This is a genomic window from Vibrio casei (genome assembly GCF_002218025.2).
Classification (GTDB): Bacteria; Pseudomonadota; Gammaproteobacteria; order Enterobacterales; family Vibrionaceae; genus Vibrio; species Vibrio casei.
Genome location: NZ_AP018681.1, coordinates 661,725 through 687,543, shown reverse-complemented (window position 1 = coordinate 687,543; position 25,819 = coordinate 661,725). Strand labels below are relative to the sequence as shown.

The 25,819-nt window shown below is 40.6% G+C and carries 23 protein-coding genes and 3 pseudogenes; 14 read left to right on the top strand and 12 right to left on the bottom strand.

The features are described 5' to 3' along the window. The first annotated feature begins 441 nt into the window (after positions 1–441). Positions 442–1,443, top strand: a complete 1,002-nt coding sequence (locus VCASEI_RS16125) for a CobW family GTP-binding protein (protein ID WP_086958621.1) — start codon at positions 442–444, stop codon at positions 1,441–1,443. Between the two features lie 193 nt (positions 1,444–1,636). On the opposite strand, the gene ylqF is transcribed toward VCASEI_RS16125, so the two are convergent. From ylqF to VCASEI_RS16105, 4 genes are all read right to left on the bottom strand, one after another. After that, on the bottom strand, positions 1,637–2,581 hold the full coding sequence (gene ylqF, locus VCASEI_RS16120) for a ribosome biogenesis GTPase YlqF (RefSeq protein ID WP_089110828.1): 945 nt from the start codon (positions 2,579–2,581) through the stop codon (positions 1,637–1,639). A 573-nt stretch (positions 2,582–3,154) separates the two neighbouring features. Further along, positions 3,155–4,753, bottom strand: a complete 1,599-nt coding sequence (tnpC, locus tag VCASEI_RS16115) for an IS66 family transposase (protein WP_110957756.1) — start codon at positions 4,751–4,753, stop codon at positions 3,155–3,157. Between the two features lie 115 nt (positions 4,754–4,868). Next, on the bottom strand, positions 4,869–5,195 hold the full coding sequence (gene tnpB / locus VCASEI_RS16110; RefSeq protein ID WP_004393962.1) for an IS66 family insertion sequence element accessory protein TnpB: 327 nt from the start codon (positions 5,193–5,195) through the stop codon (positions 4,869–4,871). Further along, the gene (locus tag VCASEI_RS16105) at positions 5,192–5,566 is read right to left on the bottom strand and encodes a hypothetical protein (protein ID WP_110957753.1); all 375 of its coding nucleotides are present in this window, start codon (positions 5,564–5,566) and stop codon (positions 5,192–5,194) included. The genes tnpB and VCASEI_RS16105 overlap by 4 nt, the downstream gene beginning before the upstream one ends. Positions 5,567–5,644: 78 nt before the next feature. On the opposite strand from VCASEI_RS16105, the pseudogene VCASEI_RS16100 reads away from it, so the two are divergent. After that, positions 5,645–6,049, top strand: a pseudogene (locus VCASEI_RS16100) (SAM-dependent DNA methyltransferase); the annotation flags it as partial. A gap of 32 nt (positions 6,050–6,081) precedes the next feature. On the opposite strand, the gene VCASEI_RS16095 reads toward VCASEI_RS16100, so the two are convergent. From VCASEI_RS16095 to VCASEI_RS16070, 6 genes are all read right to left on the bottom strand, one after another. Then, positions 6,082–7,232, bottom strand: a protein-coding gene (locus VCASEI_RS16095) for an IS3 family transposase (RefSeq protein WP_110957751.1) whose coding sequence is annotated in 2 segments (ribosomal slippage) — positions 6,082–6,989 and positions 6,989–7,232 — 1,152 coding nt in all. Because the reading frame shifts where the segments join, the coding sequence is not laid out codon by codon here. A 28-nt stretch (positions 7,233–7,260) separates the two neighbouring features. Beyond that, positions 7,261–7,683 (bottom strand): universal stress protein, encoded by a 423-nt coding sequence (locus tag VCASEI_RS16090; RefSeq protein ID WP_110957843.1) that lies wholly within the window; start codon positions 7,681–7,683, stop codon positions 7,261–7,263. A gap of 140 nt (positions 7,684–7,823) precedes the next feature. Next, positions 7,824–8,774 (bottom strand): transaldolase, encoded by a 951-nt coding sequence (tal, locus tag VCASEI_RS16085; protein ID WP_110957842.1) that lies wholly within the window; start codon positions 8,772–8,774, stop codon positions 7,824–7,826. A gap of 220 nt (positions 8,775–8,994) precedes the next feature. Next, positions 8,995–9,543, bottom strand: a complete 549-nt coding sequence (speG, locus tag VCASEI_RS16080; protein WP_086959555.1) for a spermidine N1-acetyltransferase — start codon at positions 9,541–9,543, stop codon at positions 8,995–8,997. A 231-nt stretch (positions 9,544–9,774) separates the two neighbouring features. Then, positions 9,775–10,290 carry a GNAT family N-acetyltransferase gene (locus VCASEI_RS16075; protein ID WP_086959557.1) on the bottom strand — a complete coding sequence of 172 codons (516 nt, stop codon included), beginning with the start codon at positions 10,288–10,290 and terminating at the stop codon, positions 9,775–9,777. A gap of 182 nt (positions 10,291–10,472) precedes the next feature. Continuing rightward, positions 10,473–11,795, bottom strand: a complete 1,323-nt coding sequence (locus VCASEI_RS16070; RefSeq protein ID WP_086959740.1) for an alpha/beta fold hydrolase — start codon at positions 11,793–11,795, stop codon at positions 10,473–10,475. Positions 11,796–11,950: 155 nt separating this feature from the next. Here VCASEI_RS16070 and VCASEI_RS16065 point away from each other — a divergent pair, with 155 nt between their 5' ends. From VCASEI_RS16065 to VCASEI_RS16050, 4 genes and pseudogenes are all read left to right on the top strand, one after another. After that, positions 11,951–12,208, top strand: a complete 258-nt coding sequence (locus VCASEI_RS16065) for a hypothetical protein (RefSeq protein WP_086959559.1) — start codon at positions 11,951–11,953, stop codon at positions 12,206–12,208. 76 nt (positions 12,209–12,284) lie between these two features. Continuing rightward, positions 12,285–13,301: a lipoate--protein ligase gene (locus tag VCASEI_RS16060; RefSeq protein ID WP_110957841.1), complete on the top strand. Its 1,017-nt coding sequence runs from the start codon at positions 12,285–12,287 to the stop codon at positions 13,299–13,301. Positions 13,302–13,649: 348 nt separating this feature from the next. Continuing rightward, on the top strand, positions 13,650–13,859 hold the full coding sequence (cspE, locus tag VCASEI_RS16055) for a transcription antiterminator/RNA stability regulator CspE (protein WP_017025742.1): 210 nt from the start codon (positions 13,650–13,652) through the stop codon (positions 13,857–13,859). A gap of 1,206 nt (positions 13,860–15,065) precedes the next feature. After that, positions 15,066–15,304 (top strand): annotated as a pseudogene (locus VCASEI_RS16050) (AAA family ATPase); the annotation flags it as partial. A 19-nt stretch (positions 15,305–15,323) separates the two neighbouring features. Here VCASEI_RS16050 and tnpC (VCASEI_RS16045) read toward each other — a convergent pair. Next, positions 15,324–16,745, bottom strand: coding sequence for an IS66 family transposase (gene tnpC / locus VCASEI_RS16045; protein ID WP_110957837.1), 1,422 nt, complete (start codon positions 16,743–16,745; stop codon positions 15,324–15,326). Positions 16,746–16,850: 105 nt separating this feature from the next. On the opposite strand from tnpC (VCASEI_RS16045), the pseudogene VCASEI_RS16040 reads away from it, so the two are divergent. The 7 genes and pseudogenes from VCASEI_RS16040 to VCASEI_RS16010 form a co-directional block, all read left to right on the top strand. After that, a pseudogene (locus VCASEI_RS16040) lies at positions 16,851–17,594 on the top strand (AAA family ATPase); the annotation flags it as partial. Positions 17,595–17,615: 21 nt separating this feature from the next. Then, the gene (locus VCASEI_RS16035; RefSeq protein ID WP_089110972.1) at positions 17,616–18,587 is read left to right on the top strand and encodes a DUF58 domain-containing protein; all 972 of its coding nucleotides are present in this window, start codon (positions 17,616–17,618) and stop codon (positions 18,585–18,587) included. After that, complete coding sequence (locus VCASEI_RS16030) at positions 18,580–18,942, top strand: DUF4381 domain-containing protein (RefSeq protein ID WP_089110973.1); 363 nt, start codon at positions 18,580–18,582, stop codon at positions 18,940–18,942. Before VCASEI_RS16035 ends, VCASEI_RS16030 begins: the two co-directional genes overlap by 8 nt. A gap of 160 nt (positions 18,943–19,102) precedes the next feature. Then, the gene (locus VCASEI_RS16025; protein WP_089110974.1) at positions 19,103–20,149 is read left to right on the top strand and encodes a vWA domain-containing protein; all 1,047 of its coding nucleotides are present in this window, start codon (positions 19,103–19,105) and stop codon (positions 20,147–20,149) included. Continuing rightward, positions 20,142–20,450 (top strand): hypothetical protein, encoded by a 309-nt coding sequence (locus VCASEI_RS16020; RefSeq protein WP_089110975.1) that lies wholly within the window; start codon positions 20,142–20,144, stop codon positions 20,448–20,450. Before VCASEI_RS16025 ends, VCASEI_RS16020 begins: the two co-directional genes overlap by 8 nt. Beyond that, positions 20,405–21,841, top strand: a complete 1,437-nt coding sequence (locus VCASEI_RS16015; RefSeq protein WP_089110976.1) for a VWA domain-containing protein — start codon at positions 20,405–20,407, stop codon at positions 21,839–21,841. Before VCASEI_RS16020 ends, VCASEI_RS16015 begins: the two co-directional genes overlap by 46 nt. Further along, a complete protein-coding gene (locus tag VCASEI_RS16010; RefSeq protein ID WP_089110977.1) occupies positions 21,841–23,217 on the top strand; it encodes a BatD family protein in 1,377 nt (458 codons plus the stop codon). The genes VCASEI_RS16015 and VCASEI_RS16010 overlap by 1 nt, the downstream gene beginning before the upstream one ends. 263 nt (positions 23,218–23,480) lie before the next feature. On the opposite strand, the gene VCASEI_RS16005 is transcribed toward VCASEI_RS16010, so the two are convergent. Next, on the bottom strand, positions 23,481–24,701 hold the full coding sequence (locus VCASEI_RS16005; protein WP_089110978.1) for an amino acid deaminase: 1,221 nt from the start codon (positions 24,699–24,701) through the stop codon (positions 23,481–23,483). Between the two features lie 246 nt (positions 24,702–24,947). Between VCASEI_RS16005 and VCASEI_RS16000 the strand changes: the two genes are divergently transcribed. Further along, entirely contained in the window at positions 24,948–25,811 is an 864-nt protein-coding gene (locus VCASEI_RS16000; protein WP_086959576.1) for a MurR/RpiR family transcriptional regulator, read from the top strand. Positions 25,812–25,819 lie beyond the last annotated feature (8 nt).

The window sequence follows — 25,819 nt, the reverse complement described above, 5'->3', positions numbered from 1 at the left end:
CAATTATAAAATAAATTTTAAATATTAGGCGAAGACAGAATAATTTTGAGGGCTTTTCTTGAGTTCTCTGTCTTTTGTGCCATGCTTTATGCAAGCAGAAGAATTCAAATTTCACATGGAGGAAAAAATTTTCTGCTGGCGTAATGCACCGAATCCCGCATTACGTGTTTTTTAAAGTGCTGTATTACAATTTGGAAAGTAACGTTTTAAAAATATGAAAACCTCGATAATGATCAATGGGTTAAATCATCCAATTGATTCGCATACTCACGATTGAGTTACGAGGAGAAAAGCGCACTTCAATTGGTGCGCTTTTTGCTTTTATCTAGGAGATTGATTTTTTCAACGTTTTATACAGCTAGTGATGATTAATCCTAAGTAGAATTCTTCTCAAAATTGAATCATTTGCGTATATACTGCTAGCTCTGCTAAGGAGTATTTATGGTACAGCGAGTCGCAACAAATATTATTACTGGCTTTTTAGGCGCAGGTAAAACCACAACCATTTTGCATTTACTGAAAAATAAGCCAAAGAATGAAAATTGGGCCGTTTTGGTTAATGAATTTGGTGAAATTGGTATTGACGGTGCACTAATGGTAGAGCATGGCGCAATGATTAAAGAAATACCAGGTGGGTGCATGTGTTGTACCGCGGGAGTTCCAATGTCTGTCGGCATTAATGCCTTACTCCGTACTAACCCCGATCGCTTATTAATTGAGCCTACAGGCCTTGGGCACCCGAAAGAGGTGATTGCCAAGTTGTTGTCTGAGCAATTTTTACCTTATGTTGATTTAAAAGCTACCGTTGCTTTAGTCGATCCTCGACACTTATCGATCGATAAATATAGCGAGAATAAGAACTTTAATGATCAGCTTGATTCTGCACAAATTATAATGGCGAACAAAGTTGATCAAGTAGAAGAAATCGACCTTGTTCAATTGTCTATTTGGTTTGAATCTTTTAAACAGAAGCATGCCGCCAAGGCTGATCAACTTCATTTAATCACGTCGATTCAAGGTGAGCTTGACTTGTCAATGTTAGATATTGATAGAGTCCATTCTAATACAGATGAGCCGAGCCATAGTCATTCCCATCATCATGCCGATTTTGAACCACAATTTGCTTTAAAGCCTGGTGAGAAATTTATTCGTAAAGAAAATAAAGGGCAAGGTTATTACAGTTGTGGTTGGTTATTTGGAGCTGAATACACCTTCAATTTTGACCAACTGTTTTCGATGTTATCTGCTTTAACGGCTGAGCGTGTCAAAGCCGTGGTCAATACCGATCAAGGTTGCTACGCCTTTAACGTTTCAAATGGTGTTGTATCGGTTAATCAAATGACATTAGAAGGGTATGAATCACGAGTTGAAGTAATTGATAGTCAGCTAATGCCATGGCAGCAACTAGAAGATATATTACTTTCTATCGCTAAAAATAAATAACGTTTTGGCAATTTAATATGCAACGTGCAATTTTACTAGGTTCGCTACATACTGAAATAAAAATGGTTACGGCAATGATGGAAATCTATTGCCGAGCCCATCATTTATACAAAGAAAAAAGCGCTAGGAAAAGCTACCACCAATCAATAAAAACGAGCTAAAAGATTAAAACAATTTTTATAAATAACGCCTATTAACGTTTATTGCGTAGATAACGTTTGCGACGTTCTTCCTTCTTTTTAATTTGCGCTTCTTTTTTACGCTCAGCTTCAATTTCTACTTCGATCAATTCTTGGGTGATCATTTCTGGAAGCTCTAAGGTAACGTTCCCTAAAGTACCACTACGCAGTTCATGTAATAGAATTTCAGATGCTTTGTGCAAATCGATACGTCCACCAGCACGAAGCGCGCCACGCTTACGTCCAATCTCTTCCATCCACTCAACATCGCTTTGTGGTAATTCTTCAATGTTGTAACGCGCTTGTAGTAGCTGTGGATAATGTGCGGCTAAGTATTCTACAGTATAAAATGCTACTTCATCGTATTCCATGGCGGTATCTTTTACTGCGCCTGTTGCTGCTAAGCGGAAACCAGAATGTGGGTTTTCAACTTTTGGCCATAAAATTCCAGGAGTATCAGAAAGGACGATACCATTTTGTAAGTTAATACGTTGTTGGCGGCGAGTTACCGCAGGTTGGTTACCAGTTTGAGCAATCATTCTTCCTGCAAGAGTATTGATTATGGTTGATTTTCCTACATTAGGAATCCCCATGATCATAGTGCGTATATCTTTACCAATATCAGAGCGGTGTGGTGCAAGCTTGCGGCATAATTCCATGATTTTGAAAACTTCTTGTGGGTTTTCAGTAGTAATTGCCATGGCTTTTACGCCTTTTTCTTTTTCAAAATGATCAATCCATAATTGAGTCAATTCAGGATCAGATAAATCACGTTTGTTAAGTACTTTAATACAAGGTTTATCACCACGCAGCTGTGAAATGAGAGGGTTTTCACTTGAAAAAGGTATCCGAGCATCAAGAACTTCAATGATGACATCAATTTTGGGGATCACTTCTTCTATCTCTTTACGAGCTTTGTGCATATGCCCCGGAAACCATTGGATTTTACTTGCAACCATATGAAAAATTTACCTTTTATTTTTATGGTTAGGCTGGTGGGGTATCAGGTGGGGTACCAAAAGAGAAATCAGACAGAGGGGTACTGGAAGTATTTAACGACCACCTGAAGCCACGTCAGCAATGTTGTGATCATTTTAACACTTTAACGGTTAGGACGAAAATCTTAGTCGATTAAACTTTAACTAAAAAGGGCGCAGCTAGCCGGGTTATTGGGATATCTGATTAAATAACGTTATCTGAATAGATATCCCAGCAATGCCAGGTCAAGAAAGAGCGGTTTATGAGAAGAGTACAAGCTCTATCTCCAGCTGAGGAAAATGAAACCATCTCTATGAGTCATATATAAATTACACGTATATGAGTTACTGTTTTTAGTATTACAACCAACATTTATGTTATTTCAATTGCTCAAAGCGCGTATCAATGAGATTTTTAATGATTTCATTGATATTACTGTCCTCTTGTTCGACCAGCCACATCAATCGTTTCTTCGTTCTTTCGTGAGCTTACGAGAAGATAGTGTACATAGGTATTAAGAAGCGGCTCTGGCCGAAAGCCAGAGCCTGTTTTGATTAGATATTGGACTGATAATTCCAGGGCAAGAACTGTTGTGGATTAGCCTTAACTTCACTTTCCATTCGCTGTATCGTATTAAAGTAATCCAGCACATTTATACCCGCTTCGGCTGATGTCGCTATCATCGCCATGATCACATCCGCAATGCTCGCACCAGCCTGTGTTTTATGGAACAGGGCATTTTTTCGGTTGCGAGCAACTAGCTTGAGTGCTTGCTCCGCTCGGTTATTATCCAGCTGTGCTCCCTCGAGACGGCAGAAGGCGGTCAGCCCCTCATAATGCTTAGTAAAATAATTAATTGCTTTACCAAGCCCGCTGTTTTCTTCTGTACTTCCCCTGTTCAGCTCGGCCTGACCCCAGTTTCGGATCTGCTCCATTACCGGAAGTGATAGCTTTTTATGCCAAGCTAACCGTTGCCCCGCGTTAAGTCCTAGCTCCCTGGCTTCATCATCGTGTCGCCAGATTTCACCATACCACTGTAGTACTTGCTCCACTTCATCTGGAAACTGATTAAGGACTTCGGCAAACTGCCGTCGTCCGTGACTGTTGCACAGACTGTGTTCGACCACGTAATCAAGCGATGGGCGGTTGCTGGATAAGGCATCACTCATCAATATCGGGGGCGCGAGTGTCCGGCCACGGTCATGTAAAATCTCGTCGATGAACTCGCCGGCATGACCGATATTGGTCTGATACAACACGACAGTACGACCCTCTTTTAAGCCCGCGACTAAACCGGAGCTGTAAACACCACTGCGCTCTCGGGTTTTTGTTCCATTTCTCTGCGGCTTTTCTATCGGGACTTTGTCTAAAATTCGGTTGGTCGTGTCATCTAAATAATAGTGCTCTGCGTTTGCGGCAAACACTCTTAACAAGTTATAAATGGGTTGCAAGCTATTGGCGACTAACTCGACTTGGTCAAAGATGGTTGAGGCGGTCAGTTTAATCCCCATCAGCGCTTGCGTACTCTCCTGACGATAGTAGGGTGCACCTGCAAAAAACTTGTGAAGAGCCATCAGGCTGCGGGCACTGTAACCATACTTCTGGCTTGGCTCTCCATCATTTATCACGTCATTAGGTAACTTGGCAGTGAAGTACTGACCACAGGCATTGCAACGTAGCCGCTCCATAACGTGTTGCTCTGGGACGAACGGACTTTGCCCAGTGATCCGCAACAGCGTAGCGGGCTCGTATTTATATAACTTGCCTTTTTGACACTCGGGGCAACTATCGCCTTTCTTTAGATCGTCCAGTTTATGCTGAGTGACTTTCGGTTTCACTGGTGGTGTGCTGGGTTGGGTATTTTTAGGCTTAGGACGTTTTTGACCGCGGTTTTTGTTTTTCTTATTTTTCTGGCCGAGTAGAGTGTCCATCGTTTCTGATGACTTGACCATGCCAACCAACTTACGCAATTTATGCAGGGTGATATCGTTATCAGACAGACGCTCTTGCAAGGCAGCCAGCGTCTTTAATGCCTTCAACAAGATGTGGCAATCTTCCGCACTCAGTGCTAAGTCGTGCTCCTTTGCCTCGTGCACTCGCTGGATAAGCCCGTCCAGCTCTTCGCTGTCAATATCGGTAAAGTCTTGCGCCATTTAAGTTCCTGTCGGCTGGCTTGCAGTGCTGATGCGCTCAATTATTCCAGCATTGTGGGATCAGTCAACATGATCGTGAGGATCGATAACTTAAGGGGGAATAGTGTGCGTACGGTCATACTTTTTGCCAGCCAGGCAGCCCCACCAACAGAGCTTTAAGCTGCTTCGCGGCGACAGGGGTCACCCCATCTTGGTGATGACGGGGCCAATCTTGAAAGCGGCCTTTGCTCAGGCGTTTATTGATTAACCAGAAGCCAGAGCCGTCATAACATAATGCTCTAAGCATGGTTTGACGGCGGTTGGTAAACACAAACAGGGTTCCGCTACGAGGCGACTGTTTTAGCTGATGACGACACAGGGCGGCGAGTCCATCAATACCACAGCGAAAATCGGCTGGTTGAGTCGCAAGCAGGATTTTACTCTCAGCAGTCAGGTGGATCATTTTACTTCTCCTGCTTCTTGTATCAGAGCTCGCAATAAGTCAGGAGAGACAAGGCCGCTGATACAGATCTGACTTGAATTAGGAAGAGTGAGCTGAAGGCTCAGGTCTGATTTAGGTAGTAAATCAGGCTCTATCTGTAACGGAACAAAATCAGGAGCGGACGACTTAACGGGAAGTTGCTTGCGCCAGTCATTGAGCTGGGTGGTGCAGATCCGTAGTGCTTTGGTCACGTGACTGATCGGATATTCTTCAAGCAGCTTGAGTGCTAAGCAGCGTAGTTCATCGGGGATACTGGCATGTTTATTAATGCGGGTTTGTCGCCAGTGCTCAAAGTCAGCAGTGGCCTGAATCAGGTTTTTCTGGTTTTGCATGGTGCCTTCCTTATATTGGATAAGCACTTAGTAAACCAGAGCTGGCGAGTTAAGTTGAGCTATGCTGCCGTAAGCTCACCGTATATCTGGCTGCTTAATAACAACAAACCTGAAAGCCGCCAAGGCAAGGTTCAGCTGATTGACGCTAGCTTACTGTTCCGCAAGTTGCGCAAAAATTTGGGTAACAAAAACTGCGAGTTCTCACCAGAGCACATTGCAGAAATTGTCTCGACCTATTTAGATAACCAACCCGTTGAGCGTGCTATCGACGATAAAGGCGATTCAGTCGGTATTGCAGCGCAAGTATTCAATAATCAAGATTTTGGCTACCACAAAGTGAACATTGAGCGCCCAGATCGCCGAAGTGCCCAATTCCGCTCTGACTTAATTGAGCCATTACGTTTTGAAAAATCGCTGCGTGAAGTGATGGAGTACTTGTACGCCGAATATGGCGAGCAAGTCTATGACGCTGGTTTTGTAAAAAGTGATCTGCTCCAGCCAGACTGGACACTTCATTAAGCGACATTTTGATTTTCAAAGTTAACTGGGCTTAGATACCCAAGAGCACTGTGCCTTCTTGTCCGATTATAATCAACCTCTATGTATTCAAAGATCGTTTGGCGCATCTCGTCTCGCGTCATGATCGGCTCATACTGGATCGCTTCAACTTTCAATGAATGGAAGAAGCTCTCAACACAAGCATTATCCCAGCAGTTTCCTTTCCTACTCATACTTTGCTTTAGATTATAAGCAGTTATGATGTCTCGATAATCTTTTGAGCAGTACTGACTACCTCGGTCACTATGAACGATAACCTGCTCAGGGAACCCTCGACGGAACAAGGCCATTGATAACGCATCGCAAACCAGAGTTGCCGTCATTCTGGTATCCATAGACCAACCGACTACTTGCCTGGAATAAAGGTCAATGATTACCGCCAAATACAGCCAGCCTTCGCTTGTCGCAACATAGGTGATGTCTCCCGCCCACTTTTGATTCGGAGCCTCTGCCTTAAAATCCTGAGCCAGCAGGTTCGGAGCAACTGGCATTTTATGTTTGCTGTCCGTCGTACACTTAAACTTACGTGCCGCTTTCGGCGTTAAATCCTGCCGCTTCATACTGGCGGCAATGGTTTTAACATTACGGCTATCACCGTTCTCAGCCAGCTCTTTCTGGATGCGCCTTGAGCCATCACGACCTTTGCTATTATCAAAAGCCTCTTTGACCTTCGTATCAAGCTCTTGGCGAGTTACCTCGCGCTGGATGGCCTTGTGGCGATGCTTAATCCAGTAATAAAACCCACTTCGTGAAACACCGAACACCTTAGCCATGCGGGCAACTCTGAAGCAAAGCAGGTGTTCGAGCATAAATTCGTAGCAATCTACTTTAGGTTTTTCGCGAAGTAGGTGGCGGCCTTTTTTACTATATCTAGCTCTTCAGCTTGCTCAGCCAATTGTCGTTTGAGTTTGGCAACTTCAGCGGCTAGATCTTTTTCCCGCTGACTGGTGCTGGTGTCGCTCTTAGCTGACTTACGCCAACCATAGATCTGGGATTCGTGTAACGACAGTTGTCTCGCTGCCGCAGCTACTCCCACTTTCTCTGCTAGCTTCAGGGCTTCTGCTTTAAATTCAGGGGAATGGATAATACGTTTTTTCTTGCTTGTCATGGTTCACCTCGTTAGTGATTGTACTCACTTAACTCGGTGTCCAAAACTGCTGGTGCGGATCATTAGCAAGGCTAGCTTCTAATCCACCAAAAATATTAGAGATTTTATTTTTACAGCCAATAATAACAAGTTTAGCTTCTACTTCTTCAACAAGATCTTCTAAGTGTTTAATAACTTCTCCGGCCGCAAAATGAATATTAGATACTGGATAGGGGCTAGCTTGACTGAGCTGGTGTAATTGTTCAATACGTTCTAATTCTTTGCCGGGATGAAAATTAAATAAGCCTTCATTTCGGTATAAAAATTGGGTATTCATAATGCCTTTTTCAACATAAGCAAGATGCAATTCTGCCTGATTTTGTTGTGCAATAACCCCTGCCTTTATGACTAATTGATGTGCGTGTAAATCAGTAGGATCAATCGCGACAAGAATTGTAGGATAAAGTATCATTATTTACTCCTTTATATTCCTCGCCTAAACATATTCTATTATATGGCTTAAATAAAACAGCTGTCATAGAATGTTCTATACCAGCTGTTTCATTGCATTCAATGAGCAATAATTGATTAACTTTTAAGTAAACTAATCATTTATAGCTTTGCTTCAATCATCGCTTCAAGTTTGCCTTGGTCAACTGCAAAAGCACGAATACCTTCGGCTAATTTTTCGACCGCCATCGGGTCTTGATTGTGTTCCCACAGAAATTCAGGGTGGGTCATTTTTGATGGTTGAGATTTGATTTCTGTTGTAGGTGATAACTTTTGAATGACTTCACCTTCGCTATCTTCTAACTCTTGGAGTAATTGAGGGCTGATGGTTAAGCGATCACAGCCTGCTAATTCAAGAATTTCTCCAGTGTTACGGAAACTTGCGCCCATCACAACAGTATTGTAGCCATGCTGTTTGTAGTAATCATAAATTGCAGTGACCGATTTCACGCCCGGATCTTCTTCAGGAGCAAATTCGCGGCCTTCTTTCGCTTTGTACCAGTCCATGATGCGGCCAACGAATGGGGAAATAAGGAATACGCCAGCTTCAGCACACGCGCGCGCTTGAGCAAAAGAAAATAGAAGCGTTAAATTACAGTTAATCCCTTCTTTTTCAAGAGTTTCTGCGGCGCGAATACCTTCCCACGTTGATGCTAATTTAATTAAAATACGATCGTTGCTAATACCGGCATCATTATACATTTTAATCAGTTGGCGCGCTTTCTTTACGCTGCCTTCTGTATCGTACGAAAGACGAGCATCAACCTCTGTTGAAATACGGCCAGGGACAACTTTTAGGATTTCTTTACCTATAGTAACTGCCAGCATGTCACATGTGTCTTGAACTTGTTGCGCTTTGTCTTGGCTTTGCGCTTTTGCGTATGCAATAGATTGATCAATTAAAGGTGCGTAATCTGCAATTTGCGCGGCTTTTAAAATCAAAGATGGGTTGGTTGTCGCATCTTCTGGCTGATATTTAGTGATTGCTTCAATATCACCAGTGTCGGCGACAACGGTGGTTAGCGAGCGAAGTTGGTTTAATTTACTACTCATTTTCGGGCCTTTAAAAGTGAATGAACTAGGGTGAGAGAAAAGCGACAAGTTTCAGAATTTATTGTAGTTGGTATTCCTTGCCTCATCATCGAAATAACTGGGTTTGAAGTCAAATATAACTTCCTAAAAGCACCTCTAGATCTCACTTTTTTTTTCGCAACCGCTTGCGTAATCGTTAGCATCAAAACGCTATAATCACATCAGGCGGAGGATCAGATAATTAGTTTGCAGCGTTAATTGCACTTGGCTTATCTTGTTGGCTAATATAATCACGTTGCAACATATACATTCGTATTGCATTACGGTATTGCCCATTCATAAAGAACTCTTCAATCAATAGTCCTTCACGTTTAAAACCAAAACTTTCATATAAATAAACGGCCTTTTCGTTTTCATCTGAAACTTGGAGGTACAATTTATTAATATTTAATATTTTAAATGCATAATTTACGGCATTTTCAATAATAGCTCTTGCGTAACCGCGCCCTTGAAAGTGTGGAGCGATGATGATCTGAAATTCGGCTGTACGATGGATATAATTTATTTCTACTAGTTCGACTAAGCCAACATGTTCACGATCGCCATTTTCTGCAATGAAGCGGCGTTCATTTAAATCATGAATGTGTTTGATGTATAGACTTTCTAATTCCATAAATGATTCATAAGGCTCTTCAAACCAATAAGACATCACACTGCGATTGTTATTTAAGCTATGAATAAAACGTAAATCGTCTTTTTCAAGTGCACGTATACGAATGGTTTCCGACATAATGGACTCTTAGTATTTTTTTAGTAAGTAATTAACTGAAGTATAAAGGATAGTTTGAGGCTTTCAGAATGAAAAATATCTTGGATAACGATAAAATTTAATGCTCAAAGACTGGTGACGCCGTCACTTTTTGGTGGTTTACATTGTAAATCAAAAAATAATAAATACCTGTTTGATACCATCAGGAGAATGATTTTTACATATAAACCAGATTATTTATAAGGATGTCAATCAAGCTATTGATTTATAAAAATAAATTGTAGGCTCGAGTTTCCCGTTAGCACTTAATGCAAAATTTGGAATGCGACCCGCTTCTGTATAACCCATGCGCTTATACAAATCTGAAGCTATATCTCCTAACCTTGTGTCTAGAACGAGAAGGGTACGTTTTTGTTGCTTCGCTTCAATTTCTAACTGAGACAATAATTGTTTACTGATTCCTTTTCCTCTATGACGAGTATGAACCATTAATTTTTCAACTTCAGCTCGGTGTTGAGCGTTGGATTTACCAGCCAAAGAAAGCTGCACACATCCTACAAGTTGCTCACCTTCAAATGCTCCGATCATGATGCGAGAGGTGGGGACACTGTCAAGTTCTAGTTGCACAGCAGACCAGTATTGCTCGGCTTGTTCGTTTTTTACTGGGGGCAGAAAACCGACTGAAGCACCACTGGATACGCAGTCTTGTAGTAGGGCGGTTAAGCTACTCAAATGAGGAGTCAGATCGCTAATTAATAAAATTTTCATCGCTATTTCCTTATAACGGAGTAGGGCAAAAAACGCCCGACTATCTATATACTCAAATAAATTAAAGTTGAATCAGCTATAGTCGTCTTTAATTTCCGTGTCTAAAGCCTGGTTTAATCTCGCTGAAACTTACATATTGATATTACTTGAGTATATTGTTGAATATTTTAATATTTGTCCAATTATTTGATTTTAGGGCGTTGCTGAATTTCGTTGAGCATGTCATCCAATCTTTCAAATATACGCTCACCATCTACTCCAATGCCATTATGCTCATATTCGTTTGTTATCCATGCCTTGCTGTTAGGGATGTTATTTAATGATTCTCTTGAATAATCAAATTCAACATACATATCTTCAGCGTAAACAGCGCAAGCAATGGGGACCGTATTTTGGGCTAATTGTTTAACGTCATATAACGCGCTCCAATCTGATTTGTTCGCCAGAAGTTGGGCGGTTTGTTTTAAGGACGTTAAACATGCCATTTGATCAAACATCCATGGATACACCATTTCACCTGTAAAATAAAAAGGTTGGGATGTGCTGTAATGAAATTCAGGATAAGAGTCACGAACACGATGGGCAGACCAGGCTGATTCGGTTCTATTTTCATCATTTTTAGAACATGGTTGACAATAAATAGACTCATGCAAAATGGCATAAATAGGATTGGTCTGATAAGACTGTTCCGCGAGCATTGAATTCAAAAAAGTGTAGCTGAGTTGCTGCTTATTGTTAACTTCTACGAAGGCATTTTCCAATAAGTAATACATTGGTAGTGCCGCGCCTCCACGCCCAAGATTAATGCCAATCATTTGAAATTGCTCGACGGTAAAATGTTGGCCATTTGGCAGTTCTACTCTATTTTCCTTGAGATGTTTAGCGATGCGTTGACACAAAGTTTGTGCTTGAGGAAATTGAACAAAGAAAGCGTTGTTTTTTTGTTTTACACGTTGATAAGTTGCTTTGTAGACATCGTCGGCATGTCTTGTTAGAGAAGGTACACCACCAGTGATATAAACGCGTAATAAACTATCAGGGAATAAAGATAAGTAAGTTAATGAACAAAATCCACCAAAGCTTTGACCAAGAATTGCCCATTTTTTTACGTTAAATTGTTTGCGAATTGCTTCTGCATCTTTAACTATGCTATCGGCTCGAAAGTGAGTCAAATAATCACATTGTTCGTCTGGGGTGAGCCCGGTTAAAGTCTGATGTGTAACAGGTGAACTCAATCCTGTGCCTCGTTGATCGAGTAATAATATTCGATATTGCTTTAATGCTGTTTTTAACCACCCAGATTGCGTGTGACTTCTTGGAGAAGGAAAACCAGGCCCACCTTGAAAATAGACTAACCAAGGTAGCTCTTTATCTTGATTATCAATCGAGATGACTTCACGAGCGTAGATTGTTAACGTTAATCCATCTGGATTGTTATGATCTAGAGGTAATTCAAAGGTATGAGGTTGATAAAGGACGCCTTGATCAGTAAATGAAGATAAAATTTCGCAAGGATGCTGCACAGGATTTTCCTCTATTTGAATGTATGCAACACCTTACAAAGAAATAGCGTTTAAGGCTATGACTTGATGACATAAATGCGGTTGTAAGTGAACTGTTTAAAGAGATAGATGATTGGATAAACGATCGAGTTGATATTTTGGGAAAGTTCAAAGGCTGTTATTTTATCAATGCTAGTGTGGAATTTGGTCATCCTGATTCCAAGATTAATCAAGTGTGTGCTCGTTATAAGCGCCAAATTATTGAAATGATCAAAATCTACGCACAATTAGATGAGGCAACGGCTTGCCAGCTATCAATTTTAAAAGAAGGCGTTATTACGACAGCTTATACTCAACAAGATAAAGAGGCGTCAAAAAAAGTGATTCCCATCCTTGAGCAACTCTTTAAACTATAACCATTGAGTTTGTTTTCAACATTGATTTCAAATGTATTGTTATATTTAATTCTCTATGGATTATAAAGGCTAAATTATGTCCTCATTACGCTTATTCTTTTCTACATCAACTAACCCATTGTTTAATCTAGCGGTTGAAGATACGATTTTCCGTTCGATGGCTGCCGACCAAAAAGTCTTATTCTTATGGCGAAATGATAATACCGTTGTGATTGGTCGTGCTCAAAACCCATGGAAAGAATGCAATACGCAGAGGATGGAGCGCGATGGGATTACTTTAGCTCGCCGACAAAGTGGAGGCGGTGCAGTTTTTCATGATCTTGGCAATACCAACTTTACTTTTATGGCGGGAAAGCCTGGTTATGATAAAACGGTTTCCACCGATATTGTGCTGAATGCTTTAGCTGAATTGGGTATTAAGGGTAAAGCGACTGGGCGGAATGATCTGGTGGTGGAAACGGAAGATGGGGATCGTAAGTTTTCAGGTTCAGCTTACCGAGAAACAATGGATAGAGGCTTTCATCATGGCACTATTTTATTGAATGCAGATATGAACCGTTTGGCTGATTATCTCAACCCTGATCCCAAAAAACTCCAAGCTAAAGGGATTACTTCTGTTCGTTCAAGGGTGATTAATTTGCAACAGCTTGATCAATCGTTAACGCATGAAACATTATGTACGGCTATTACACAGGCATTTTTTAAATATTATGACGAGCAAGTGGAGCCCGAATTTATTTCGCCGGACGTGATGCCTAATTTACCTAATTTTGAAGCTACCTTTGCCAAGCAGAAAGATTGGCATTGGAACTTTGGCAATACACCCGAATTTACTCATCAAATTGATGAAAGATTTATATGGGCTGGGGTCGAAGTGCACTTTAATATTAAAAAAGCTCATATTGAAGAGGTTCAAATTTTTACTGATAGCCTAGAACCAGCACCATTAGAAGCTTTACAGCTAGCACTGCATGGGCAGATGTATTCTCATGAGGGAATCAATGCAGCGATTGAGTATGTACAGAATCAATATCCAAGTAATCATGATGAAATGGAACAAGTAAAGGATTGGTTATTAGTACAACTCTCTTAAAGCGTCAAAGAAATGACATGTGGATGGATGTTCGATATGGATATGCACAGGTTATTCATGCTGCTATTTGGCGATTTATCAATCATTTAAGGGTTAATTTAAAGATATTTCAATATTCTTTACGAAATAGGTGTACATCTGAGTTAAACCCTGTAATATTTACCTCGCTCTGTTGATAAGAGTGATTAATGAAACAATTTAGTAAAAGTAGAATCCTCAATAACATCATTTGTTTTTAGATTTTCCCTTCGCTTAATAAAACATTAAATCGTTCAACGTAGCACCCGTCGCATTTAGCGACATTAATTTATGAACTGCATTTATTGCACACAAGATAAGGGACATAATATGTCTAAAACAACTGGTATCGTTAAATGGTTTAACGAAGAAAAAGGTTTCGGCTTCATTACTCAAGACAACGGCGGCGCTGACGTATTCGTACATTTCCGTGCTATCGCTTCTGAAGGTTTCAAAACTCTTGCTGAAGGCCAAAAAGTGTCTTTTGAAGTAGAGCAAGGCCAAAAAGGTCTTCAAGCTGCGAACGTTGTTCCTGCTTAATAATTGATTTTTTAGCTCATTAGTTTACTAATAGCTGAAAGATACACAAACGCTGGCAGTCGTCAGCGTTTGTTTTATAAGAAGACAAATGAAATTTCGTCTATAAATGGTTCAAATAGAAAATAAAAATAAGCCAAGATAATCAATTTATAATCTTCAATAAATAATTTGAAGAAAATGTGAAAAATTAAAACATTCCAAGCATCTGCTTTATCGTAAATGTCTCATGTTGTATTCGGTTCACTAAGCTTTACTCGACCAACCCACATAAGTGTTCCTCGACCTCAGCTCAAAAAGATAAATTCTGCTTATCCCGGCTTAATCATAGGGTCTCCATATTCGATGAATGATGGTATTAGTATGTCACTAAATATCGTTTGGATTAGACCGTTATTATTAAAATAAAAAGGATAAATTATGTCTCGTTCAAGTGGCAGAAAGCGTTTTTGGTTTCAGCATAAACGCGACCAATCTCAAGTAAATAAATAATCTTTGGTTTGAATTGTTAAGGCTGTTCTTAATCAAAGTGAAGTTAATTAATACCGCCTGTAGGTATATTTCTTGATAGAAAAAATGCACATCGTTTTGTTATGATGTGCTTTTTTTATATTTGTACATATCATGACGATGCCCCATACTCATTCATGTTGGCCAAATGACCCAGTTGTTAATAATGTGTTCTCTTTGAAAATAGACTATCTAAATTGCTTTCCTTTGTAAGGAATCTAATGTTAAAAGTCATTTTAAAAAGAAAAATGGTTGAAGGTAAACGTTATAAGATTAATCTGGATGGCTATGACTTTAGTCAACTAGGGCAAAATTTTCTATAGTGTGTAATGGTGGCGTTTTGCGATCATTATGATTATCCTGAATACAAAGAAGGCAATATTGATGATAATTAGTTGAATAAAATGGTATTTTCAACAAGACAATAAGCATTTGATGTGTCAAAACGAGACAGCTTGGCAGATTAGTGTAAAGCCTAACCATATTTGAATTTATGTTGGGATGAGTATCCTAAAATAGTTAGCTTTGAATACTAGGCCGTGAGTTTGGTCTTAATTATCTGTGTTCAGGAATTAAACAGTTTTTTGATTATTCCAAGCCGATGTTAGCAAGTATCGTAGTATTACTTGATTGAAATAAGTTATTGATTTTCATAACAACTGCATTGGAATGAATACTAATGTGGAGTGAGGGATTCCAGTGAACGACGCTCAAATAGCAATGAATGCATTGCTGAAACAAATTGAACAAGCGGTGATAGGGCAAGACCATGTTGCAAAATCTATCGTTATTGGTTTATTAACGCGTGGACATATTTTGCTTGAAGGGTTACCTGGTACGGCTAAAACCCGTTCAGTGAAAGCTTTAGCGAATACACTTGATGCCAGCTTTGGTTTACCCCAGATTTATTACCATCGGATATTACTGGTACGGAAATGGTAACTATTCACCCACGAGCTATTGACGACGGTTTACGCTAAAAAATACTGGCGCCTGATAATCAACTCTCAACATGTGATGTTCGACGATTTCACGCAGCCATTTATAAGCAGAGACCTGCTGAAGTTTGGCTGTTTCTATCAGCGAGAACATTCGTTCGCGGAACTGGTCGCCTCGATATGAGCGAGTCACGTAACAACACTTCCTCATCAGTATGTAATTACGGAGAACTCGCTCCGCTGCGTTGTTTGTTAACGGGCACTCGGAGTCGTCCATAAACCGCCAGACCATGGCATCATCAGCGATGAGGTTTCGACATCTACCTCGATATCGTTTTGAGCATTGATAACTACCCAATTTGAGCCAATGAAGCCAGCTCTTTCGTAATCGCCTGAGTCGGCGGTAATATTGGCTTTCGGTAATTTTTTCTTCGATATATCGGTGATGACACCTGAATACGCTATGAGCGATTAAAGCGAGTTTTTCTCCGATTTTTTGGTTTTCAGGACAAACGCTTTCCTCGATAGCGATGACGTTCCTTAATATGTGAGCCCAGCATAATTGGCGCTTAGATTCGTCGATATATTTGTAGGCAGAATATTGGTCAGTCACTAAAAGGTGTGAAACCGCTTCACCAAGTAGTCGTTTGGCAGCATGTTGGTTTCTTCCACTGTTAATTTGGAAAAAGGCTACGTTATTGCTGAGTGCGGCCCACATCCAGCGTTTATCATTATTGCGCTGATGCGAAGTCTCATCAGCCATAATCAGTTTAGATGCTTTGACTGTTTCATGAATTTGAGTATGAGTATCGGCTAAGTATTCAGTGACTCGTCCTTGCGCCGCTGATATTGCACCTGTTGAGAAGTTAAGCTGGAAGACGTCTTTCAACATAGATTGTATTTTACCTATGCTTTGGTGGTGCTGCGTCGCCTGGATTGCGATAAAGCTATGTAGATTTGACCCCATTTGAACATCGGGCACAGACTCTGGAAGCTCCGCTTGATGCTTATCACCACACCATGAGCACTCGCCTTTAAAAATTTGATGTTCAACAAGCGTGTATGAGATATCTGGCAAGTCAAAGATTTGGTGTCGTTTATAAGGTTTTCGATTTGGAATAACACACCCACCGCAGTGGCATATCTTATTCGGTAAATATTGCTCAACCGAGGCGCTCTCTTCAATAGGATGAAGCAGTCGGCGATGGCCTTTATGACCTGGTTGAGCTCCTTGCTTTTTTCCAGATTTCTTCCGATTCGGCGAAGTATTTTTAGCTTTATTATGCAGGGGTTGTTGAGATGATGGCACAGAAGAGTTGCGACTATTTTGGTTTAGCCTATCTTCAAGCTCAGCCAACTTATTCCATAAAAAGTGGATGATATCTTTCGCCTCTTCAGGCGAATCGAAATCTGGCGGTGGAGGTAATGTTTTCTTATTCATACCTCCAGATTGCCACCACAAAAAGATCACTCAAGTTGAATGTGGGATCAAGTTAACTCAGTCACATAAATTTGCTGTCAATAGCTCCTGGGTGAATAGTTACCGGAAATGTACCAAGAAATCGAGGGGCATCATCAATTATCTTTTCAACCCGGGCCGATTTTTAATCATATTCTGCTAGCGGATGAGATCAATCGAGCACCAGCAAAAGTGCAAGCAGCTTTACTTGAAGCGATGGCTGAAGGTACGGTGACGATTGGAAAAAGTAGCCAGAAACTCCCTGAACCTTTCATTGTTCTTGCTACGCAAAACCCCATTGAACAAGAAGGGACATACCCGTTGCCGGAAGCGCAGATGGATCGCTTCATGCTCAAAGTGACCGTCGATTATCCAGAAGATGAGGCCGAGCTAGATATTATTCGCTTGGTGCGAGGTGAAGAACTTCAAGATGGAAAAATGGCTTCGGAAATTGTTGGGCAAGATAAAATAACAGTGCAGTTAGTGTTGGATGCTCGTCAGCAGTTAGCTGATATTGAAGTACCAGAACTGGTTGACCGTTATATTGTGAATTTAGTGATGGCAACTCGTCATCCTGAACGTTATTCAGACAGTAATCTGGCGAATTGGATTGAGGTTGGCTCAAGCCCTCGAGCCTCTATTGCATTAGATAAATGCGCCAGAGCTAATGCTTGGTTAGCTGGTCGGTCACATGTCGAACCCGATGACGTAAGGATTATTGCAGCTTCCGTATTGGGGCATAGATTAAATTTAACTTATCATGCGGCTGCTGACGGGATTGATCATCAAGATGTTATTAAAGCATTACTGGATAATGTAATGGTTGGCTAAGGCAATTATACAGAGGTTTTTATGGCCAGAGCATCCCGCTCTAAAGTTGTAATGAATCATAAGCCTGAATTGGATTCTAGGGTTCATTGCTCATATCCTCAATTAGTGGCGATGCAGCCGCACGCTGATTTATTGGCATCTCATTCTTTGCTAAAAGTACAAAGTATTTTATCTGGTCGTCATGCATCAAGATTTCGTGGTCGAGGGTTAAACTTTGAAGAATTGAAACATTATCAGCTGGGAGATGATATTCGTAATCTTGATTGGCGAGTGACCTTAAGAACAGGGAAGCCTCATGTGCGAGTGTATACGGAAGAAAAAGATCATCATGTCATTCTGTGTGTCGATCAACGTTCAAATATGTATTTTTCTTCCATTAATATTATGAAATCAGTAGTTGCGGCAGAACTCGCTAGTGTGATGGGATTTTCCGTGATCAAAAATAATGATCGCGTGGGTTTGTTACTTCTAACCGATGAAGGTATTCAACACTTTAAACCCACACGAACCCAATCTGATTTTTTGCAGCAATTAAGGCACTTATCTACGGCAAATCAGACATTATCGGTTCATTCTAAACCGAGTGAACATAATCAATTTGAGGCTATGTTGGATGATTTAATGAAGCTCAAATCACGTAATGCCTTAATGGTAATTGTGAGTGATTTTTATCAATGTAACTCGGCATGCTTTGCTAAATTACAGCATCTTCAGCAACATAATCATGTTCTCTGTTTACCGGTTACTGATCCATTAGAGCAATCTTTTGGGCAAGAAAATCAATGGGTCATTTCTGATGGCACGTTTCAGATGAATATTGATAAGGATAATCAACTTAAAGAAGCCAATCAATTTTTACACCGTCATTATATGGAGCGTAAAGAGAATCTTAGCCAAATAATGGCAATGAATCGTTTACCTTACATAGAGTTTGATACGTCAGGTAAACACTTAACGCATTTGTCTTTCACGATGGGGAGGGCGTATGGTTAACCCTACACCACCGTCATCTATTACTTTAAAAAGTTGGATGGAAGCACCTCTTCCTGATCCTGTCTCTTTGTGGCCACAAACTATTGGTTGGCAAGTGTTACTCGTTGTGATTTTACTTGGGTTCATTCGTTTAGTGATATGGCGTATAGAACTTTATCGATTTTACCGTTATCAACGTGAAGCGCAGCACGCCCTTAATCAAGATTCTGGGATGTCTGCTACTCAATCGGCTCATTATTATTTTCAAGTGATGAAAGCGATTGCTCAATATGTTGATGCTAGCAGTGCACCTTATTACCGAGTTAATTTTACAAAATTTTTAGCAAATTCCTTTTCGTTGCCCCCAGCAAACTGAATTGGGAAAGCCCACTAATGGATAAATGGTTAGCAATACAGTTAGACTCCGCTATACCATGGAGCGAGCAAAATAGTATTGATGTGAAGCAGTATTGTTTGGCTTGGATAGCCCATCACAATAATAATAAAAAACCTAAATTAAGGTTAGGGCTCTGATTATGGATCTTGAATTATTACACCCATTATGGCTACTCATCTTGCCTTTACCCTTGGTTGTGTACTGGCTGACTCCGCGTTACACCACCACACGTTCAGCGATTAAAGTTCCATTTTTTCAGGAATTAAATCAAGTGCTTAATGTGAAGTTGGATAAAGGGGTTACGGTAGAAAAACCTCTATTGTGGCAACGTGCATTTATTGTAATTTGCTGGAGTTTAGTTGTGTTGGCGCTAACAAAGCCAATGCTGGTTGGTGCGCCACAAATTCGTGAAGAATATGGTCGTGATGTGATGGTGATTGTTGACCTTTCAGGATCGATGAATACGCCAGACTTTATTGATGACCAAGGTAAAAAAGTTACCCGTTTACAAGCTGTAAAGTCAGTGTTAAAGACATTCGCAACTAAACGAAAAGGCGATCGCTTAGGGCTAATTTTATTTGGTGATTCCGCATTCCTACAATCCCCTTTTACTGCGGATCATAAAGCGTGGCTTTTGTTACTTAATGAAGCTCAAATTCCGATGGCAGGACAAAGTACCCATCTCGGTGATGCGATTGGTTTAGGTATTAAAGTATTAACAGAGGGTGATCAACAAAGTTCAAAGACTGAAAAATTAGCCATTGTACTCACGGATGGTAATGATACTGATAGTTTCGTTGCCCCTTTGGATGCCGCTAAAGTAGCTCAAGCTAAAGGGGTTAAAATTCATATGATCGCCATGGGTAACCCAAAAACAGTTGGGGAATCTGCGTTAGATATGGAGACGATTAGTCAGGTTGCTAAGCTTTCTGGTGGTCAAGCCTTTCAGGCATTAGATAAGGATCAGCTAGAGCAATCTTATGAAACTATTAATGAATTAGAGCCTCAATTGTATCGAAGCACGACTTACCGTCCGAAATTGTCATTGCACGCTTATCTTGTGATGATCGCGCTTGTGCTTGCATTGGGGGTTTATAGTTGGTCCACAGTGAAACAAATTCGTCAACATCGCCAATTGATCACTAAGCAGGAAAAAGGGAATCATAAGGAGGATCATCGTGTTTGATTTTGTTGAATGGTCTCATGCTATGGCTCAATTTCATTTTCTACGTCCATGGTGGCTGATCGCATTTTTTCCTTTTATTGGGTTATTGTTGATTAAATGGAAAAGTGAATCCCAAGTTTCAAATTGGCAGAAAAAACTACCAAATCATTTACGCGTTGCTTTAACTGTCGGTGAGAATGGGCTAAAGCGTCGATTACCAATCGTTATTTTATCTATTATTATTGCATTGGCTATTTTGGTGTGCTCGGGGCCAACATGGAAAAACAACCATCGCCATTTCATCAAGACCAAACCCCTTTAGTGATGGTGCTCGATAGTGGTTCTGCAATGCAAGAAAAAGATGTCGCACCTGACAGGTTAACCCGAGCGAAACAAAAAATGGAAGATATTCTTGCCCAACGTTCAGGAGGCCTTAACGCTCTGATCGCTTATGCAGGTAGTGCGCATCTTGCTATGCCATTGACGGAAGATTCCTCTGTTTTTAAGCCTATGCTAGAAGCATTAGGGCCTGATGTTATGCCATTAGCAGGTAAAGATAGCTCACTTGCTATCCCTCTAGTTGAGCATCAGTTAAAAGGCTCGCCTAATGCAGGAACTATCCTTCTTATTACAAACGATGTTAATGCTTCAAGTGTTTCAGCTTGGCGTCAAGCCTTGAATAAAGAAATGCCAGAGACACAATTAATCATTCTGGCGGCTGGTAATGTCGATGCACCAAGTGATATCCCACTTAGACTTGATGCGTTACAGCAGCTAACCAGTGAAGTGAATGGTTCGGTAATCACTATGTCTGTGGATGACAGTGATGTGAAAACCATTATTCGCCGAGTTGAAAATCATGCTTCTCTTAATACAAAAAATTCTCAACCATGGCAGGATATGGGATATGGATTATTGATACCCATTGCTGTTTTATTATTACTTTGGTTCCGTCGAGGTTGGATAGTGCAGTGGGCATGTGCAGGAATACTGATCAATAGTATTGCTTTGAGTGCTTTATTATTGAACTCTCATTCAGCTTATGCGGTACCGGTGAAAAGCACAGCCCAGCCAGAAGCAGCACAAGTAGCGGCCTCGTTTTCATTTGGAGATAAAGTGATGCAAGCTTGGCTTGATCTATGGATGACGCGAGATCAGCAAGGCCAATGGTATTTTAACCGAGGGAATTACTTGAAAGCAGCCAATCATTATGATGATCCATTACATAAAGGTGTGGCTTTTTATTATGCTTCTCAATTTGATGCCGCTTATAAAGTATTAAATCAAAATCATGATTTTAATATGCAACTTCATGCAGCGAGTGCATTAGCCAGAGGTCGTCAATATGTTGCAGCAAGAGCATTATTATCTAAGTTAGTCCATCAACAGCCTGATAATAAGATTGCTCAGCATAATCTGGTTATTGTTGTTGCGGTGATTAAAGAGATTAATGAATTTAGTAAGAGCCAATCTGAAGGAATGGACGCTAGTCAAGATGCGTCTCATGAACTGGGAAGTGAACCTCAAACGTCTGATGGCGCAGAAACTCAGGTCACACAAGAAGCATTGCTTGATGACAAAATGACAGCGGATCAATTGTTGGAAAGCGATGCGTCTATAGATAAATGGTTTCAACGAGTGGAAAGTGATCCGAAACAGTTTTTACAATCAAAGTTTTCTATTCAATACCAGCAGCAGAGAGAGGAGAAATAATGCGTTATTTTTTCACTATGGCATGCATTATTTGGACTTTTTCTCCCCCTGCTTATTCTGTGGAAATGGTAGACAATTCTCACAATACGCTTGGTGTTAAGATTTATAGTTGGGTAGGTGCAAAGCATGACATAGCCTCTTATCAATATGACCAAAATTTTGTGCCTATAAATAAATCAAATAATAAAGAAAAGCCTCTCAGTGCAAAGGCCGAAGAAAAGGGGACTTTACCAACGCCAACGGCGGAATGGATGGTCAATGAGCCGGCTGCTTGGCATATCGTAATTGCGGTGCCAACATGGTTCACAAAGGGGACACAAATACCAAAGTTAAATATCCCTAATTTAATTACGACACAACGCGCTCTAACTCCCAATAAAATGTCGAACAGGGTTAATGGTCAGACTTGGACCTATCAACTTTGGGATATCCCGTTATTTATGACTCAAGATGGACTTTATCATATTCCATCCATGCCGATTGATGTCCATGTAGCGGATCCTAAAGGTGGAGAGCCACACACCATTCGTTTATGGACAAAAGAAGAATGGGTGGGTGTAAAATATCCTACGGAACAATTGTCGTCATCTTCCCACTGGATTGCAGCTCCGAAGGCTTCTTTAAATGAAGATTGGCAGGTGAGCCAGTCATCGTTACATGTTGGCGATAGTATTACCCGTACGATCACTTTACGGGCTCAAGATACTTTAGCCGTTATGTTGCCTAACCCTAGTGATGTGATTTTAAATGAGGCTTATCAGGCTTACGTATCTCCAAGTCAAAAACAAGACAGTCAAGATCGCGGCATTTTTAGTGCTAGTCGAATAGAAAAAACGACTTATGTTTTACAAAAAGGGGGGGAATTAACGTTTCCAGCTGTTGGGGTGCCTTGGTGGAACACACAGTCGCAATCATTAGAATTGTTGCATTTGCCTCAAAAGACATTTGAAGTTAAGCATACCTTGAAATCATGGCTACAGTACTATGCGGTTTATTTGATTGCGGTGTTTGTTTTTGTTTTTAGTTTTGGTGTCATATTGTGGCAGGGGGTTCGTTATTATCATACTCACCCGTTACCGGAATGGGCGTGTTTTTATCGAGCATTATGGTATAAAAACTGGCCGATGTGCCGCACCTTTTTGTACCGACGCTTGCGAGAAAAAACGCAACAAGTTGCGTTAATGGATTATGACATTGACTCTATTTGGCAAAAGAGAGTAAAAAAAGCGCTTTCTGATCAATCGGATAGATCCACTATGTTATGGTTGTGGAGGCGAATTAAAAGACAACCATACTCACAGACACTTAAATATGAATATCAGGCTATACCAGCATTAAACCGAATTCGCATAAATAAAAATCATAAGTTACTTTGATAGCTAATATCAAACCATGTAGAAGGCTCGCATTTTAAGAGCCTTCATGCCTAAACTCCAACAGCAAGACTCAAATATCATCGGGCTCCATATAAGAGTGATATAACGTTGAGAGCACGATGATTTTAGCCTATGTTTTTTAAAAACATCACGTCATTGAAGTGAAAGTAAAAAGCCTAATAATTATAGTGTTCACGTACGGTTTACACTTCAATTATTGGCTTTATTTTTAGAGTGGTGAAGATAATTTGATTAAATTAGAATTAAAAACTAGTCTCAACCCAACGAGTTACTTGGAACTCATCATCACATACTGCAATGTAGCGCCATTTATCAAAGGTTAAACAAGGGTGTGAGGTTGAAAAGGCAATCATATCGCCGACTTGTAAATCGCATCCTTCTTCTACCGTCACAAAAGTATGCTGATCCATTACCGCAATGGAAGTTAAGCCTTCAATGGAAATAGTTTTGCCATCGCGGTAACCATGTTCGGCGATCGGCAATCCTGCATCAAAGGCCACATCACGTTTCCCCATTCCTACAATTGCTGTGCCAGCTTCTGGTCTTGAAATAACATAGGCCCACACTTCTAAAGCAGAGCTTAAATCACCACCTAATTCACAAGCAAAACCAGAATTATGTTGTGCACGGTTCATCACTGCATTTTGCGCATCTTGATAGATACCAGTGTCATGAATTAAATAGCAACCAGGACGGAGGATTGGCGTTAAATCGTGATGTGCACTGAAGGTTTCCGCCACGATGTCGTACCAAGCAGAACCCGCTCCCGTAATTATAGGCGATACTTGTTGAATAAGTTCTTGCTGTTTAAAGGTTTTTACTAGATCAATCGCAACGGTTAAAAATTCGCGGATCTGCTGCTCAGCGTTATCGCCATGAATAACGCCTTCGTAAACTTCAATACCTTGCAATGTTAGCGCTGGAGTATTGGCAATCACTTGAGCTAGCGTCTCAACTTCTTCTGGTGTTCGACAGCCACAACGACCGCCGGTCACGCCCATTTCAATTAATACATTTAACTTGATGTTACGAGCTTCAAAAAAAGTGTTGAGCTGATGTGCATTGGCAACTGAATCCACGCAGCACAAGTAGTTTACGTGCTGTTCTTCAATTAAATTTGCAATGATAGCCATGTTGGCTTTGCCAACTAATTGGTTTGCCATAATGATATTTTTTGCACCAGCCTTCGCGGCGATTTGTGCTTGAGCGGGAGTGGCAATCGTGATCCCCCACGCACCTGCATTTAATTGTTCGGTGAAGAAATCCACAGTCATTGTGGTCTTGCCGTGAGGAGACAGTTTTACTTGATGATGATCAGCAAATTTTTGCATCCAATTTAAATTGTTGCTGAGTGCGGATTGCTTAATGACCGCAGTGGGCAAGCTAATTTCTTCATTAATTAGGCTATAAATACCTTGTGGGTTCTCTTGCGCCCATACCCCTTTGGTTCCGATATTATTCATTCATTCAATCCTTCTAATACTGGTGATAATATTATCTTTTATGATAGTAACTAACATTTTTTATTATTGTTAGTTTTCTTTCTTAAGTGAGTAACATTATTTAATCTATTGATTTAAAGCGGATTAACCTTATTTATTATTATTTCATGTTAGAAACTATCACACATAATCTAGGGTTTTGTGTGGTCTCTCACTTTTAAGTTGAGTGACACACACTAACATTCTCATCATTAAGAGGGTTGTGACATGAGCATCGAAGTAGACATTGTTTCTAAAATTACGGAATGTTTTCCATTGTTACGTGAAGCTGAAAAAAAAGTCGCACGGCTTGTTGTCGATGATTTAGAAATGTCAGCTAAGGCGAGCATTACCGAGCTTGCTCAAGAAGCCGGCGTCAGTGAAGCAACCATTACACGTTTCGCTAAAGCGGTAGGTTGCATCAATGTTCGAGACCTTAAAATAAAGTTAGCGCAGTCTTTAGCCGTTGGACAACGATTCATTATTGAGCCACCAGAAACGACCGGTTTTCAAGGTATTTATGAATCGATTAAAAGCATGGCTGATGCTAACCGTAAATTGGTTAATGAAGCTGATGTGAATAAAGCGGTCGAATATCTACTTGGGGCGCGACAGATTATTTCGATTGGTATGGGCGGTGGATCAACGGTTATGAGCCAAGAGTTTCAATATCGCTTAGTACGTTTAGGTTTTGCGACAGTGGCTTATAACGATGGCTTATTAGCGCGTATGGTTGCTTCAACTGCAGACAGTAATGATGTGCTAGTGGTGATTTCAGCAACTGGGTATACGCCGGAAGTGGTTGAACCAGCATCGATAGCCAAGCAATACGGTTTGAAAATTATTTCTATTACACCGGCTGGTTCGCCTTTAGCTCAGCTTAGTGATGTGACATTGCCGATTATCAATAACGAAGGTGATTTCATTTATAAACCTTCAGCATCACGTTACGCCATGATGGCCTTAATCGATGTGATTGCAATGGAAGTCGCGATTCGTCAGAAAAGTCGTTCACGAGATAAATTACGCCGCTTGAAACTGGCATTAGATAGCCACCGTGGTGGTGATGATCGTCAGCCATTAGGTGATTGAATCTACAG

Bases quoted from the DNA above. Each gene is read 5' to 3' on its own strand.
- tnpB (WP_004393962.1), bottom strand. From the start codon at position 5,195: ATGATCCACCTGACTGCTGAGAGTAAAATCCTGCTTGCGACTCAACCA.
- VCASEI_RS16035 (WP_089110972.1), top strand. From the start codon at position 17,616: ATGGCCAGAGCATCCCGCTCTAAAGTTGTAATGAATCATAAGCCTGAA.
- speG (WP_086959555.1), bottom strand. From the start codon at position 9,543: ATGTCGGAAACCATTCGTATACGTGCACTTGAAAAAGACGATTTACGT.
- tnpC (WP_110957837.1), bottom strand. From the start codon at position 16,745: ATGAATAAGAAAACATTACCTCCACCGCCAGATTTCGATTCGCCTGAA.
- VCASEI_RS16075 (WP_086959557.1), bottom strand. From the start codon at position 10,290: ATGAAAATTTTATTAATTAGCGATCTGACTCCTCATTTGAGTAGCTTA.
- cspE (WP_017025742.1), top strand. From the start codon at position 13,650: ATGTCTAAAACAACTGGTATCGTTAAATGGTTTAACGAAGAAAAAGGT.
- VCASEI_RS16090 (WP_110957843.1), bottom strand. From the start codon at position 7,683: ATGATACTTTATCCTACAATTCTTGTCGCGATTGATCCTACTGATTTA.
- tal (WP_110957842.1), bottom strand. From the start codon at position 8,774: ATGAGTAGTAAATTAAACCAACTTCGCTCGCTAACCACCGTTGTCGCC.
- VCASEI_RS16000 (WP_086959576.1), top strand. From the start codon at position 24,948: ATGAGCATCGAAGTAGACATTGTTTCTAAAATTACGGAATGTTTTCCA.
- VCASEI_RS16060 (WP_110957841.1), top strand. From the start codon at position 12,285: ATGTCCTCATTACGCTTATTCTTTTCTACATCAACTAACCCATTGTTT.
- VCASEI_RS16125 (WP_086958621.1), top strand. From the start codon at position 442: ATGGTACAGCGAGTCGCAACAAATATTATTACTGGCTTTTTAGGCGCA.
- VCASEI_RS16010 (WP_089110977.1), top strand. From the start codon at position 21,841: ATGCGTTATTTTTTCACTATGGCATGCATTATTTGGACTTTTTCTCCC.
- VCASEI_RS16105 (WP_110957753.1), bottom strand. From the start codon at position 5,566: ATGCAAAACCAGAAAAACCTGATTCAGGCCACTGCTGACTTTGAGCAC.
- VCASEI_RS16030 (WP_089110973.1), top strand. From the start codon at position 18,580: ATGGTTAACCCTACACCACCGTCATCTATTACTTTAAAAAGTTGGATG.
- tnpC (WP_110957756.1), bottom strand. From the start codon at position 4,753: ATGGCGCAAGACTTTACCGATATTGACAGCGAAGAGCTGGACGGGCTT.
- VCASEI_RS16015 (WP_089110976.1), top strand. From the start codon at position 20,405: ATGGAAAAACAACCATCGCCATTTCATCAAGACCAAACCCCTTTAGTG.
- VCASEI_RS16005 (WP_089110978.1), bottom strand. From the start codon at position 24,701: ATGAATAATATCGGAACCAAAGGGGTATGGGCGCAAGAGAACCCACAA.
- ylqF (WP_089110828.1), bottom strand. From the start codon at position 2,581: ATGGTTGCAAGTAAAATCCAATGGTTTCCGGGGCATATGCACAAAGCT.
- VCASEI_RS16025 (WP_089110974.1), top strand. From the start codon at position 19,103: ATGGATCTTGAATTATTACACCCATTATGGCTACTCATCTTGCCTTTA.